This is a genomic window from Erwinia tracheiphila, from assembly GCF_021365465.1.
Classification (GTDB): Bacteria; Pseudomonadota; Gammaproteobacteria; order Enterobacterales; family Enterobacteriaceae; genus Erwinia; species Erwinia tracheiphila.
The window spans coordinates 4,884,664-4,898,649 of the sequence record NZ_CP089932.1 but is presented as its reverse complement, the minus strand read 5'-3'; the positions used below and the strand labels follow the sequence as shown (position 1 = coordinate 4,898,649).

14 protein-coding genes and 3 pseudogenes are annotated in these 13,986 nt (G+C 55.5%); 3 read left to right on the top strand and 14 right to left on the bottom strand.

Features of this window, described 5'->3' with window-relative positions; genetic code table 11:
* Positions 1–320: 320 nt before the first annotated feature.
* Both viaA and ravA read right to left on the bottom strand, forming a co-directional pair.
* Positions 321–1,784: an ATPase RavA stimulator ViaA gene (gene viaA, locus LU633_RS25380; protein ID WP_016192406.1), complete on the bottom strand. Its 1,464-nt coding sequence runs from the start codon at positions 1,782–1,784 to the stop codon at positions 321–323.
* A complete protein-coding gene (ravA, locus tag LU633_RS25375; RefSeq protein WP_016192405.1) occupies positions 1,781–3,274 on the bottom strand; it encodes an ATPase RavA in 1,494 nt (497 codons plus the stop codon). Before ravA ends, viaA begins: the two co-directional genes overlap by 4 nt.
* A gap of 261 nt (positions 3,275–3,535) precedes the next feature.
* On the opposite strand from ravA, the gene kup reads away from it, so the two are divergent.
* The 3 genes from kup (at position 3,536) to LU633_RS25360 (ending at position 7,162) form a co-directional block, all read left to right on the top strand.
* On the top strand, positions 3,536–5,404 hold the full coding sequence (gene kup, locus LU633_RS25370) for a low affinity potassium transporter Kup (protein WP_016192404.1): 1,869 nt from the start codon (positions 3,536–3,538) through the stop codon (positions 5,402–5,404).
* A 394-nt stretch (positions 5,405–5,798) separates the two neighbouring features.
* The gene (locus LU633_RS25365) at positions 5,799–5,939 is read left to right on the top strand and encodes a hypothetical protein (protein ID WP_161796965.1); all 141 of its coding nucleotides are present in this window, start codon (positions 5,799–5,801) and stop codon (positions 5,937–5,939) included.
* An 8-nt stretch (positions 5,940–5,947) separates the two neighbouring features.
* Positions 5,948–7,162, top strand: a complete 1,215-nt coding sequence (locus LU633_RS25360) for an IS91 family transposase (protein WP_046371879.1) — start codon at positions 5,948–5,950, stop codon at positions 7,160–7,162.
* Between the two features lie 153 nt (positions 7,163–7,315).
* Here LU633_RS25360 and LU633_RS25355 read toward each other — a convergent pair.
* The 12 genes and pseudogenes from LU633_RS25355 to gspG form a co-directional block, all read right to left on the bottom strand.
* A pseudogene (locus LU633_RS25355) lies at positions 7,316–7,420 on the bottom strand (IS1 family transposase); the annotation flags it as partial.
* Between the two features lie 31 nt (positions 7,421–7,451).
* Positions 7,452–7,781: a hypothetical protein gene (locus LU633_RS26405; RefSeq protein WP_407646978.1), complete on the bottom strand. Its 330-nt coding sequence runs from the start codon at positions 7,779–7,781 to the stop codon at positions 7,452–7,454.
* A 101-nt stretch (positions 7,782–7,882) separates the two neighbouring features.
* Positions 7,883–8,405, bottom strand: a pseudogene (locus tag LU633_RS25350) (recombinase family protein).
* 181 nt (positions 8,406–8,586) lie between these two features.
* Positions 8,587–8,855, bottom strand: a pseudogene (locus tag LU633_RS25345) (transposase); the annotation flags it as partial.
* On the bottom strand, positions 8,849–9,232 hold the full coding sequence (gene gspS, locus LU633_RS25340; protein ID WP_016192389.1) for a type II secretion system pilot lipoprotein GspS: 384 nt from the start codon (positions 9,230–9,232) through the stop codon (positions 8,849–8,851). The pseudogene LU633_RS25345 and the gene gspS, both read right to left, overlap by 7 nt.
* A gap of 45 nt (positions 9,233–9,277) precedes the next feature.
* Positions 9,278–10,048, bottom strand: a complete 771-nt coding sequence (locus tag LU633_RS25335) for a prepilin peptidase (RefSeq protein WP_016192390.1) — start codon at positions 10,046–10,048, stop codon at positions 9,278–9,280.
* Complete coding sequence (gene gspM, locus LU633_RS25330) at positions 10,049–10,495, bottom strand: type II secretion system protein GspM (protein ID WP_016192391.1); 447 nt, start codon at positions 10,493–10,495, stop codon at positions 10,049–10,051.
* Positions 10,485–11,606, bottom strand: a complete 1,122-nt coding sequence (gspL, locus tag LU633_RS25325) for a type II secretion system protein GspL (protein ID WP_233485077.1) — start codon at positions 11,604–11,606, stop codon at positions 10,485–10,487. The genes gspM and gspL overlap by 11 nt, the downstream gene beginning before the upstream one ends.
* A gap of 74 nt (positions 11,607–11,680) precedes the next feature.
* Positions 11,681–12,580, bottom strand: a complete 900-nt coding sequence (locus tag LU633_RS25320; RefSeq protein ID WP_016192393.1) for a type II secretion system minor pseudopilin — start codon at positions 12,578–12,580, stop codon at positions 11,681–11,683.
* Positions 12,580–13,131, bottom strand: coding sequence for a type II secretion system minor pseudopilin GspJ (gene gspJ, locus LU633_RS25315; protein ID WP_016192394.1), 552 nt, complete (start codon positions 13,129–13,131; stop codon positions 12,580–12,582). Before gspJ ends, LU633_RS25320 begins: the two co-directional genes overlap by 1 nt.
* Positions 13,128–13,523 carry a type II secretion system minor pseudopilin GspI gene (gspI, locus tag LU633_RS25310; RefSeq protein WP_016192395.1) on the bottom strand — a complete coding sequence of 132 codons (396 nt, stop codon included), beginning with the start codon at positions 13,521–13,523 and terminating at the stop codon, positions 13,128–13,130. The genes gspJ and gspI overlap by 4 nt, the downstream gene beginning before the upstream one ends.
* Position 13,524: 1 nt before the next feature.
* Positions 13,525–13,968 (bottom strand): type II secretion system major pseudopilin GspG, encoded by a 444-nt coding sequence (gene gspG, locus LU633_RS25305; RefSeq protein ID WP_016192396.1) that lies wholly within the window; start codon positions 13,966–13,968, stop codon positions 13,525–13,527.
* Between the last annotated feature and the right edge of the window lie 18 nt (positions 13,969–13,986).

Genomic DNA, 13,986 nt, shown 5'->3' with positions numbered 1-13,986 from the left:
GGAATGGACACCAGAAAACGCTTAGGATATCCGGGTATAGCGCGTCGGGACGAGGGCGTGGGTTTACGCTTTCTGGGGGCTTTGCTACGGGCCATGTGAATGATTTCCTGAGAAATTAACATACCGCAGAGTATAAAGCTGTGAGCCGGTCATGAACACCCTCGGAACGGCAGAGCCGTGACGCTCGCCCTGTAAGGGCGCTATGTTCTGAAACTGAAGTGTGTGATGGTATTGCCACGTGATACTCCTAGTGTGCCAGTTGGCTGAAACGTAGATATGACTATAGCAAATAAACATTGCCACATTATTGCTGTAGAAAACTATCGCTGCCAGCGGCGGAGCAGGCGGTTTTTTAGGCCAGTATCAAAGCGCCAGATATGGTCGAAGATACGCATAATGGCGGGTTTTCCATGATCGGACAGCGCAACGGCATGAAAGCGCTGCTGCTGTAGTGACTGGTGTTGTTTAATATTGTTCACCACTTCATCGGGCAGGCGCTGGGCAATAAAATCAGAGATAATTACCGCATCGGCATCAAACCACAGCGGGGTGGCCAGTTTTTTCAGTACCACGTCCACACAGGCTGCCAGATCGGTTCCGCCGCGAAAACGCTGGCTGAGAAAGCGAATGGCCTGAGCGATACCGTCAGCCGCGGTCAGCTCATAGCCCACCACGTCATGGGCAAACAGCATGGTGTAACAGCGGCGATTATCCGCCAGCGCCACTTTCAGCAGGGCCAGACAAAATGCTTTGGCGCAGCGTTCGTTAAATCCGCCCATTGAACCGGAGGTGTCGACGCAAACAATAAAGGGTCCGCGCGGCTGCTCATCATGCTGTTGGTGACTGACCGGACGCTGGGTGATTTTCTCGTGCCAGCCTTCCCCTTGCAGGCGGTAAGTGACCAGCCGTTTTTCCACCAGTCTGCGGTAAAACTCCATCTCCAGCTCGCTCATTCCCAGGGTTGCCAGCTCAGACGGCAGCAGGCGCAGAATGTCATCACTCTGATGCAGCCCGTCCACCTGCTCGGGTACGTTGGAAGGCTCGCGCACCAGCTGGTGGAACGCTTCCAGCGGTGCCTCTTTTGCCCGTACCGCTTTTGCTTCCCTGCTGTGTCCAAGCTGTTCGGCCAGTTTCTGCAACATGGGCTGTTGCACCAGAAAATCACCGTACTCCACCATCAGCTGATAGTCGCTGCGTTGTAGTGGACTGCGGGTTAAATCCCACAGTCGACCGACTGCAGTGTCATTATCCTCTGATAGCACGGGGACAAGCTGCCCGCTCATTGCCAGACGCTGCTGTAATTCCGCCAGCAGCGCTTCCCGTTCGTCGTCCAGCAGTTGCTGATTCAGCGACAAGGTTTGCAGCGTCAGACTCAGCCGCCAGCGTTGTAAAAACAGGATATGCTGCGGTGCACTGAGCGAATAAGCGGGAGCGCTATCTGCCAGCAGATCGCGGGCTTTTTCGGCAAACGGAGAAGCGTGATGATCCAGGTAGTCCATCACCTCGGGTAGCTTTATGCAGAATGCGTTCAGATCCAGTTTCTGGCACTGCTGAAACAGGGAAAATTCCCCGGCCATATTGTCCGGCACCGGGGTGGTTTTAAACTGTTGCTGAATTCTGGCTTTCCAGTTCGGCAGATCCTGCATTAGCGCTTTTTTCAGGCTGGGGAATTTTTCAAAGAAGATCGCCAGCTGTGGACTGGCCAGCAGCGCCAGCATCAGCTCCTCAATCAGATCGTTCTCGCTGACCGCCAGAAAAGCACTTAACGTATCCAGTGAGATCACTTACGAGCCTGCTTCAGCTGTTCCGCAACCTGTTGCAGGCTTTCTTCAGTTTTTGCCAGCCACTCATCACTGATAAACAGGCAGCGCTGATACTGACTGAACAGCGTGCGTTGATGATGCAGCTGACTTTCCACCTCATCCAGCGCCTGCACGATCTCGCCGGGCAGCTCGTTCACCTGCTGGTTGCCGGGCAGCGCCAACCGTGAAGCCTGCAGGCTGACATCCCGCACTGTCAGGCAGTCGTTGCTATCAATATGCAGATCGAGCGGCTGGGCAAACCCAATGCTGTTCAGTTTGCCGCGTATCTCACCACCTTTCTGTAACCAGTGCTGTAGCGGTTCTTTGGCGATAACCACATGGGTCACCTGCATATCATGCAGCAGCAGATTTTTTTGTAGCATGAGCGTCAAGGTTTCGCCTGAAAGGGTCGCGGGCAATTCGTAATGCGGTTTGCGGCTGAACATGCCACCATGTTTTTTCAGTCGTATGGCCTGCGCCATGCTTTTTTCCTGCTGAAGTGCGATACGGCGTGAACCAATCTGTTGCAGGGCGATAAGCATGGGTTGCTGTTGCCAGGCTTGCTGGGTGATCAAATTATCAATTTCAGTATCAAGAAGCTGCATGGATGCTACATCGTGCCACAGGCAGTCTTTCAGCAGAATCACATCGATAGGCGCGATGGCCTGGCGACCGCTGTAAAATGCACAGGCCTGCAACAGATGGATAGCTTTTTTCCAACGGCGATCAGAAATATAAGGCGCACCGGGTTTGTCTTCGAGCTGCTGGCGCAGATGGAAAATCAGTTCAAAAACATCATCCGGCAGGGCAACCTGCACAATACCCTTCTGCCATTCTTCATATTCTTCATCGCTAATACAAAGCGAATCCGTAACCGGATTACTGTCGTCCTGCTGGTGGGTCAGCATGCTTTTAAAGTTTTGTTTTTCGTGGATGTTATCCAGCCACAGGCGGATCAGCATGCGGTCATACAGCGCCTCAAGGCCACTTTCCGCTTCGGGTAGCTCGTTGGACGCGGTAACCAGCAGCCGCATGGGGATTTTTTCTTCAACATCACCGTTGCGGAAACGTCGTTCATTAATAGCCGTCAGCAGCGTGTTAAGAATAGCGGGGCCGGCTTTCCATATCTCATCGAGAAACACGATTTCCGCGTCCGGCAGATAGCCCCTGGTCAGGCGCTGATAGCGCCCCTCATCTTTCAGCGCCTGAATGGAAAGTGGGCCAAACACCTCTTCAGGCGTGGAGAAACGGGTCATCAGATACTCAAACGCGCGCGCGTGCCGGAAAGCAAACTTCAGTCGCCGGGCAATAAGGCTTTTGGCAATGCCGGGAGGGCCAAGAAGGAAAACGCTTTCACCACTGAGCGCTGCCAGCAGGCAGAGACGAATGGCGTGATGCCTTTCGTAAAGTCCCTTTTCTAACGCATTGCTGAGGCGAGCGATTCTTTCCGCAAGTAAGTGGGACTGAGACATGGTTAATCATTTATCCTTTTGACAGCAACAGTCTGACCGTGAATTAACAGGCAAGTGCCAACACCGCCGTTTATGATGCTTGAAAGTGCTGATCGGCGTCAGCTTTTTTCTTTACAAAGGGTGACGCAGGCTATTGAAGTTTGATTTGTCAGCGTAATTAAAGATAGGTATTCGTCATGAATCGTGCATACTGTGCGGTTTTGATGTGCAGTCCGGCGGTAAATAATCCGGCAATATCCAGTTCCAACAAAAGACTAGTCTATGAGTTCTGAAAAAAAGCAATCTCTTGGTACCGTCACCTTAGCCGCTATCGGTGTGGTGTATGGCGATATAGGCACCAGCCCGTTGTATACCCTGCGTGAATGCCTTTCCGGGCAGTTTGGTTTCGGTGTTGAGCACGACGCGGTATTTGGCTTTCTTTCACTGATCTTCTGGCTGCTGGTGGTGGTGGTTTCGCTGAAATATATCAGTTATGTGATGCGCGCTGATAATGCCGGTGAAGGCGGGATTCTGACGCTGATGTCTCTGGCGGGACGTAATACCGACGCCACGGCGACGGCGGTGCTGGTGATTATGGGGCTGGTAGGCGGCAGTTTTTTTTATGGTGAAGTGGTGATTACCCCCGCCGTATCGGTACTTTCTGCTATTGAAGGGCTGGAGATCGCAGCGCCTAATCTGGATGCCTATATCGTCCCGATGGCGATAGCGGTGCTGACTCTGCTGTTTATCATTCAGAAACATGGAACGGGTATTGTCGGTAAGCTGTTTGCGCCAGTAATGCTGCTGTGGTTTCTGGTGCTGGCGTTGCTGGGTGCCCGGGGCATTATGGATAATCCTCAGGTCCTTCAGGCGCTCAATCCTTACTGGGCGATGAATTTCTTTTTTGAATACAAAGAAGTGTCCTTTTTTGCTCTCGGCGCTGTGGTGCTGGCGATCACCGGGGTGGAAGCATTGTATGCGGATATGGGCCATTTTGGTAAGTTGCCCATTCGCCTGGCGTGGTTTTCCGTGGTGGTGCCGTCGCTGGTGCTGAACTATTTTGGCCAGGGTGCGCTGTTGCTGAAGAACCCCGAGGCTATCAAAAACCCGTTTTTCCTGCTGGCTCCCGACTGGGCGTTAATTCCGCTGTTGATCCTTGCTACGCTGGCAACGGTCATCGCCTCGCAGGCGGTCATTTCCGGCGTCTTCTCCCTGACGCGTCAGGCGGTTCGCCTCGGCTATCTGCCGCCCATGCGCATTGTGCATACCTCTGAAGAAGAATCAGGTCAAATCTACATTCCGGTAATTAACTGGCTGCTGTTTTTCTCGGTGGTGATCGTCATTGTCGGTTTCAGGCACTCCAGTAATCTGGCCGCCGCCTACGGTATTGCGGTGACCGGCACCATGGTGCTGACCTCTATTCTTTGTACGACGGTGGCGATTAAAAACTGGCACTGGAACCGCTATCTGGTGTTGTTGATTCTGGTGGTGATGCTGTGCATCGACGTTTCTCTGTTCTCAGCAAACCTGGTGAAAGTGTTTTCGGGCGGCTGGTTGCCGCTGACGCTGGCGCTGATGATGTTTATCGTCATGACCACCTGGAAAAGCGAACGCTTCCGCCTGCTGCGTCGCATGCACGAACACGGCAACTCCCTTGAGGCGATGATAGCCTCGCTGGAAAAATCGCCGCCAGTGCGCGTACCGGGTACGGCGGTGTATATGTCTCGCGCGCTAAATGTGATTCCCTTCGCCATGCTGCATAACCTGAAGCACAACAAAGTGCTGCATGAGCGCGTGGTGTTGCTGACCCTGCGCACGGAAGACGCGCCTTATGTTCACAACGTTCGTCGCGTCACCATTGAGCAGCTTTCACCCACTTTCTGGCGGGTAGTGGCGAACTACGGCTGGCGTGAAACGCCCAACATGGAAGAGATATTTCATCGTTGCGGGCTGGAAGGGTTGAGCTGCCGGATGATGGAAACCTCGTTCTTTATGTCGCATGAGTCGCTGATTATCGGCAAGCGGCCCTGGTATTTGCGACTGCGCGGCAAGCTGTTCCTGATGTTGCAGAAAAATGCCCTGCGCGCCCCCGACCAGTTTGAAATCCCGCCCAACCGGGTAATAGAACTGGGAACTCAGGTAGAAATTTGACCTGAACATAGCGCCCTTACAGGGCGAGCGTCACGGCTCTGCCGTTCCGAGGGTGTTCATGACCGGCTCACAGCTTTATACTCGGCGGTATGTTAATTTCTCAGGAAATCATTCACATGGCCCGTAGCAAAGCCCCCAGAAAGCGTAAACCCACGCCCTCGTCCCGACGCGCTATACCCGGATATCCTAAGCGTTTTCTGGTGTCCATTCCGCCCCGGAGCGATTATGACGACCCCGACGAGTTTTTTACGACACTCCGCAGGATGCCATTCGTCACTGTGTCCACCTGGGGCCACAGTTTTTCCTCGATACACACTTCGACCCGCCTCTCGTCTGCATCATCCGCGGCTTTGAGCCGCCTGACTCACCCGACGGCGATGTCGTCCTTGAGTCCATGCCAGCCGATGTGTTTATTATCGCCACAGAATCCGGCATGCTGCCGGTGACCTTCGCTCCCTGGGATAAACACACCGACAACTGGGCCGATGACTGTGACGACTGGCACTATAATACCGGTGCCACTGCAGAGCGATAATCCGCCGCATGTATATCCCGCGCCCGGCAAAACTGCTGTTCACCACTGATGACGCCTGGAACCGGTATATGGATAAACACGGGGACACCCTCAGCCCCTGGACCGTACTCTGCGTCGAGCGCATGCTCGCCTGCGGCACTGCTGCCATGGGGGTGAAGCGATACTGCTGCGCCTCCCCGGACTGCACCCACACCCGCTTCTTCTGCCAGACCTGTAAATCAAAAGGCTGCAGCTCCTGCGGACATAAGGCCACGGAGCAGTGGATTACAGAGCAACAGCAAATTCTGCCCGACTGCGACTGGCAGCATATCACCTTCACCATGCCCCATCTGCTGTGGCCCTTTTTCAACAATAACTGGCCTCTGCTCAATGCCCTGTTCCGCGCAGCCACCCGCGCCATGCTCCGCTGGGCCAGAAAACAGGGTGTGGAAGTCGGTATCTTCTGCGCCCTGCACACCTACGGTCGCCAGCTCAACCAGCATCCCCACATTCATCTCTCCGTCACCCGCGGCGGGCTTGATATTAAACACGGCGTATGGCGCGACCTCTTCTTTAAAAAGCATGCCGTGGAGGAAATCTGGCGCGGAGCCGTCATCCGGCTGCTGCGCCACAGCTATGACCTGATTAACCCCGGCAGGCTGCCGGGGCTGGGGCATATCCACGACAAAAAACAGTGGCTGCGCTATCTGCAGGCGCAGTACGGGCGCCGCTGGAAGGTCCACTTCGCGAAGAAGACCCGGGGGGCCTGGCGGAGCGTCAAATATCTGGGCCGGTACCTGAAACGGCCCCCCGTGTCGGCGGCGAAGCTGAGGCACTACAGCGGCGGCGCGGTGGTGCACCACTATTACGACCACCGTACGCAGCAGTACCGGCAGCAGACGCTGACGCAGGAAGATATGATCGGACGTTATATCAGCCATATCCCGGCGAAGCATTTTAAGATGGTGCGTTATTACGGTTTTTTATCAAACCGTAAACGGGGTAGCCTGCTGCCGAAGGTGTATGAAGCCCTGGAGATGGAAGCGCGGAAAAAACCGGAGAAGCCCGGCTTCGCCGCGCTGATGAAAGAATTTCTGCGCACGGATCCGTACAAATGCATTCTGTGCGGCAACCGACTGCGCTTCAGCAGTGCGCAGGCCGGGAGGCACGCGTCGGAGTTGGTGGCAGAAAGACTGCATAACATCGACCGGAAACGATGGCTTCTGGCACAGACTGCGGGATAAGTGCGTCTGAAAAACAGCTTTCAGGTTAAAAACGCGCCGCAAATGCCATTTTATGACCATAACGTTCCCGATGGCACATCATTACTGCATTACAGACACTGCTGCTCATGGTCAGGAAATTTTTAAAACGATGATTCAGTTTCCTAACCATGAACAATGCTTGCAGATGTAACGTTGGGCACCGGATGCTGAATGTCCGTTACATCGTACAGCATGAGTTTCATTGCACTGAGGGCAGACGACATCAACTTTAGCCATATGTTACATCCAAAGCGCAAAGCATACGTTATCAGCAAGTCTGCGTCACGACCGAATTTTTTATTACATCAGAGCATTTTGACTTATCAACCGATACAGCGTTATATAGGACAACTATTTTTAACTTATCCACTACCGCTCTATTGCATTCATATTCAATGTAGATTTTATTATCTATACTGTGTCCTCTTGCACAATATTGACAACGACCACTCCGCGCCGTTTTTGTGTTGGAGCAAACTATTAGGACAAATGTCTTTGATACGTTAGACCTTGTATTTAATGATGATTTAATACTGCAATTTAAGCTACCATCTCGTGCCTGGGTAAGATCGTGTGCATCTGTAAATGATAAGCTCAAATGTTTACTATCATTCCAGTCATGTAGTTTCTGAATGGCGTCCTTATCACCCTCCCCCTGCAATATAGGTTTTTGTACGATAATTCATTCTTTTTACTCTTTTAAATTATAAAAAATGAATTATCACTAAAATGAGATTTTATATACCCAAGTTTAACCTGGCAGTAATACAGGACTTTCTGGTGCCGTTCCAGATCGGCCTGTTTCCCCCGGTATTTGCCCAGCGTATGAACCCGTTCAATTCCCTGCTTCTGGCGCTGGCGGCGGTTCAGCCAGTCCTTATGCAACATCGCGGCCATCAGATCGATAAGCATGTTATTAATGGCAGTTATCACTGCGCGGGTAATCGGGTCGGCCTGCGAAGGGTCTTTATCTGACAGCGCCTGCCATGAGGTGGGAACATCCAGGCGGTCTATCTGCTCGACCAGTAAAATATCATTGCGGTGACTGTCCATCACTAAGCGGCCCAGTTCCGGGCGGTCAAGTTTTGTACCACTGGTATTCTCCCGGTAGTAACTGGCGATTTTATGCCCCCCGCTCCTGAACGAACTGCTCCAGCATCTCTTTTGCCCGATCAGCGAACTGATCTTCCATCGATGCCCTTAAACAAGCCCTGATGAACATTTTTTCACCATGTTATCGCATTTAGGTTCTTGCATTTATCCTATCGCATATAAGTTAATGTCATTCATCGTGTGCCGTCACGTTTTGGTTATGGCGTCAAGGTGTACCCCATTGCTATAGGTAAGCCTATTCAAAAAACAGGCTTACCGGACAATAATTCTCTATATCCAAACTGACCCCTATTACTACCATCCAGTACTGTGACAGACCAGCCAACCAGCCATGCGCATCAAGTGATGAGAGTAACCTGTTGAAAATAATGTTAATGACACCTGTTTTAAACCACCGATTAAAGCGCTTGTAAACGGTCTTCCACGGCACGTATCTCTCAGACAAATCGCGCCATGGAGCCCCGGATCACAGCACCCAGAACATGCCATTGATGATCTTACGATGCTCAACCCATGGGCGTCCGACCTGTGGTGCTGCGGGTTCAGCAGCGGCTAGCGGGGGTAGGCACTGTGCAAAATGCCGGCCAGTGCGCGATTAAGCTGAGTACAGTTTTCCGTTATGTCGCGATTGCTGACCAGATTTCCATAAAAAGACTCGCTGCGTTCGGTCAGTTGCGACTGATTGAGGTGCGCCACGTCCCATCCCTTGCGCTGGGCAAGGCTGACCACGGCGTTAAAGATATCTTTGTTCTCCCCCAGATCGCTGCGGTTGCAGTAGTTTTTCAGGTAGGTTGCGCCGGAAATGGTCGACGCCAGCTGCTCCAGCTGCTCGGAGGGCAGTGGCACCTTGCGCATGCTGGCTTTGGGTGACTGGTGGCTGCCGCATCCCAGCAGCGCGGCGGAGAGGCCAATTGCGGTAACTATTTTCCAATACATAGGTCGTGCCACACTCTCATCTTATGAACTGTGAGTCCCGGACCATTACAGCTGGACGGGATAATAGAGAAACACCAGCCCCGCAAGTGCCAGGCCGGGACCGAACGGAAACTCACTGCCCCTGTGTGCGCGCTTGCGGACAATGTGCCACAACGCCAGAGCCAGCGTAAACAGAGAAGCTAGCAGGAGCACCGAGGGCAGCGCCTGCCAGCCGAGCCAGGCACCAAGCGCGGCCAGACACTTCATGTCGCCCTGGCCCATGACCTCAAAACCATAGCGCCAGCGGCCCAGCCAGTAGATCAGAGCCAGGGTCAGGTAGCCAGCAATCGCGCCCACCACAGCATCCTCCAGCAGTACCCGATCGTCAACCAGGTGCCACAGCAGCCCCATCCACAGCAGCGACTGAGTCAGCAGATCGGGCAGCAGCCGATGCAGATAATCAATCCACGCCATCGCCATCAGCAACGCGCCGTACATCATAAAAGCCGCCCAGCTGAGACCCGGCGGCAGCCACCACGCGCAGAGCACTCCCCACCCCCCCAGGCTCAACTCCAGCAAGAGGTAGCGTCGGCCGATGGGCGCACGGCAGCTGCGGCAGCGTCCGCGTAACGCCAGCCAGCTAAACATCGGAATATTGTCATACCAGCGAATCCTGTGGTCGCAGCGCGGACAGTGAGAAGGCGGCCAGAATAAATTAAGCGCCGGTGCTGCGTGCAGCATGGCGGGTAGTCGGTAGACCACCATGTTCATGATGCTGCCGAGGCACAGGCCGATCAGCAGCGACAGGATAAACCAGCTCATTGTAGGCACAGGCATCTACTGCACCCGGGGCGGACGCCCCAGAACCAGCCGGGGCACGTTGACTTCGCCAACGGCGGCCGAGGTCAACTCCAGCTCCAGCACCTTCGTGCCATAGGTCTGCTGCAGCTGCTGCAACCACAAAATCAGCCGGTTAAACTCGACACTGGTGAGGGTAATTTGCACCGTCTCGCCGCCGCTAACCGGCGACGGCAGCGCAATCCCTGCCGAACTGGCGCTCTCCGTGACCGCCTCGACCAGCGGCATGCTAAAAGCGACGCTGTCGGGCTTGTGGTTTATCCAGTTCACAACATCCTGCTGCTTTTGCATCCACGCCAGCTGGCAGCGGGCGATCTGTGCATCGCCGCTGACGGTGGCGAGTAGCCAGAAGGCCGCGCCCTGCAGCACGATAAAGACGCAGAGGACGATAAGCGGCGTGCGCCAGCGGTGTAGATCAATTATCATTTGGCCCCCGCAGCGTAAAAGTGACGGTAATTCTTCCCTGCGCCGCCGCTCCGAATTTTACAGCAATGTTCGCCTGCTTCGCCTGCTCTGCGGCGCGCTTCGCGTCGGCTTCGCTCAGGTTCACTTCCACGACCAGTGCGCGCTTATCGTCAAATGCCAGCTTCTGCACTTTGGGAGCTTGCCACTGTCTCTGAAACTGGACGTACTGGCAGAAGGCGTTGAAGAAATTGATGCTACCGAACTGCTGTATAAAGCTGCGCCGATAGCGCCGGAGGCGATCCACTTCGTCTGTGTCTTCGCGCTTGTCCTGTGGTAACCAGTGCTTATATAGCGCGCTTATCTTCTGCTTGTCCTGGCTAGCCTGCAGGTGCAGGTGCAGGGCAGACGTAAGCGTTGCGCCCAAGGCCAGCACCATTGCTGCTGCGGCCAGCCCAACGGTCCAAGGCCAGTAGCGCGTGCGGCTGCGGGGCTGCAGCGATGTAGGCAGCTGCGAAAGCAGGTTTATGGCGCAGTCTGCGCTGCGGCGTGCGAGCAACGCCTCCCCGCAGTCGTCATGTTGAGCCGCCCAGCTGACACCAGCTATCGGTGCCGGGCCGTACAGCGTCAGCTGGGCAGGATCGCGCCACTGAGGCAAGATGTTGGCCACCCAGCTCGGATGCAGCCAAGCTCCCAGCCCGTCGCGCTCACGGTACAACCAGCGGCCGCCGGCGAAGGTTATCACCGCGTCGTCGTCAGGCAGGGCAGCCAGCTCCGGCAGCAGCTGCACGATGTGCAGGCCGCAGGCGTTTATCGCGTTCAGCACCTCGTTCAGCCACGCAGCAGGACACCCCAGCAGCAGCAGCCGGGATGCTTTTGTCGGTAGGCGCCACCATAGCCAGCCATCCAAATCTTCGCCGAGGCTTTCACCCAGCAGCTGTGCCAGCTGCGCCGGGCGCAGCCGCGATTTACCGCTGAAGGTTACCGGCTCCAGTACGCACTGTTCGGCAGGCAGCCACAGCACGGCAGGAAGCGAACGCATGCTATCCGGCAGTTCATTCAGCGCAGCGGCACTGGACAGTTCGCCGGACTGCGCCTCGTGCGGCGTCTGAGGATCACCACACCACCACGCCATCGGGCCGTCGTCCGTCAGCGGCAGGCGTAAAAAGAGGCGTCTGCCCGGCGGACGAGCTAGCAGAAAGCGCATCTTCATTCTGTGTTGTCATCAAACTGACGATAAACTACGTGCATTTTTTGTTTCTCATAATGAAGGTACGTGCGCAAAATCCAGTTGCCGCCCGGCGCTGCGCTCTCCAGCGAAAGCTGGTAATCATTGCTGCTGTAGCGAAACAGCGCCGTGATCGGCAGACCATCAAGCAGGGCCACCGGGATCTCTTTCTGATCTTTCCAGCCCTTATCGGGACGGCTGGCCAGCAGCTGTCGCAGTCGCCCATCGTCTACCGGCTTTTTAAGCGCCGCCTGCAGCAGCGGCAACTGATCGGATGTCAGGCCGTTGACGTTCAGCTTCGGGTTCTCGGCGAGCCCGCTGACGACACAAATCTGCCCCAACAGACGCTGCCAGGGGGCCGGGGGGATCACGGCAACTGCCAGCAGCTGGCTATCATCGCGAAACAAATATCCCTGCAACATGTCCCGCAGCCTCTGAACGCTGAGGCTTTGGCCAGCGCCGATGCGCACGAGCAACTGCTGAAACCAGGCGTCTGGCATCAGTATATCTTGGTTGCCTTCCTGTCCTTTTTTTACGCTTGCCAGCAGCCAGTTGAGATTGAAGCATGCGCCGAGATCGCGCAGGACGTAGCGCACATCGCCGCCGCTTACCCGCACCGAGCGCGACCGCAGCCAGCTGGCGGCGTCGGGCAGAATACCGCCGTTGCCGTCCAGCTGGAGCTGGAGCTCGGCGGCCACCGCCGCTTCCGCCCCCAGCAGCTGCCATTTGGCCTGCAGCCGTTGCTGTGCGCTGCTCACGCTCTGGCGCGTGGTTTGTCCTGTGCGGGAAAGGCTGGCGATCATCACCATGATCAGGCTGATGACCAGCAGGACCATCAGCAAAATCATGCCGCGCTCGCCAGCAGGGGCGGACGGGCGCACTACTGTTCTCCCATCAGCGTCAGCCGCTGTACTTCGCCCAGCCCGTTCACCGCCAGGGTGATTTCAACCGCCTGCGGTAGCGTATCGCCACTTAACAGCTGAGGTTGCCACAGCCCCTGTTGGTAAAAGCGCAGGTGAAATACGCTGACGCCGGCGAGCTGGCGCTGGTTAATGACCTGCACGCCTGGTGCCAGCAGCCAGCTCCGGCGATAGAGGGTGTTGTTTTGAAGATACCACTCCACCTGCTCCAGCTGTACTCCTGCGCTGCGCGGCTCTTTGCGCAGCAGGCGAACCAGTGAAACATCGCCGGTTTGCAGCTGAAGATCCGTCGCGCCTGCTTTTGCCCTGGTGCGCATCACCGCGTGGGAGAAGTCGTCCGACAGGATGTTGAACACTCGGTTAATGGCCTTGAGCTTTCCCCCCTTCGATAGCATCATCTGCTGGCTGCGGCTCATGCCGGCCAACAAATACCAGGCGCTGAGGGAGACAATGGCGATAAGTGTCATGCCGAGGAGCATCTCCAGCAGGGTAAAGCCGCGCTGGCGGTTCATTGTGCCACTACCAGCGTGTTGACAGAGACCAGCGAACTGCGATCACCGGGGCGAAAAACCTCAATTTCCAGCGTGTCCACGCCGCGCACGGAGCTGTCGGCGTAGCGGTAGCGCCAGCGCCAGCTGCGGCCGCCCATCAGGTTTTCGCCCTGAACCCACTCGCGGGTCCGAGGGCCGGGGGAGAGATGCAGCTGCACCAGCTGGTTATCCGCCACCCAGCCCGCGTACAATGTCGCTTTAAGCTGGCTTATAAGGGTAAGTTGCTGGGCAGCAAAGAAAATCACCTCACTGCCGGTGACCGCGAGGATCACCAGCGCCACCAGAATCTCAAGCAGCACAATGCCGCGCTGACCGGAGGCCAGCGTCGCTGTCGTGGCTGAACATTCCGTCACCCTAGGGTGACTCCGCGGCCCAGTTGCCGATATCATCTTCGGTATCTTCTTTACCGTCCGACCCAATGGAGTAAACGTCGATGCTGCCGTGCTTGCCCGGGTTCAGCAACTGGTAATCGTGGCCCCACGGATCTTTGGGCAGGTGCTTGATATAGCCACCGTCGTCATAATGGGCCGGGAGTGGATCGTCTACCGGCTTTTTCACCAGCGCCTGCAGCCCCTGCTCGGTGGTGGGGTAGCGATTGTTATCGAGATGGTACATCTCCAGCGAACTCTCGAGCATACTGATATCGGCTTTCGCCTTCTGCTGGTCGGCTTTGGCCTTGCTGCCCATAATGTTGGGAATAACCAGCATTGCCATCAGCCCTATAATCACAATGACTACCATCACTTCGAGCAGTGTGAAACCTTTTTGTCCACGACGCAGATAGCGCGAATGTGCCATACAGAGTACTCCTGTTAG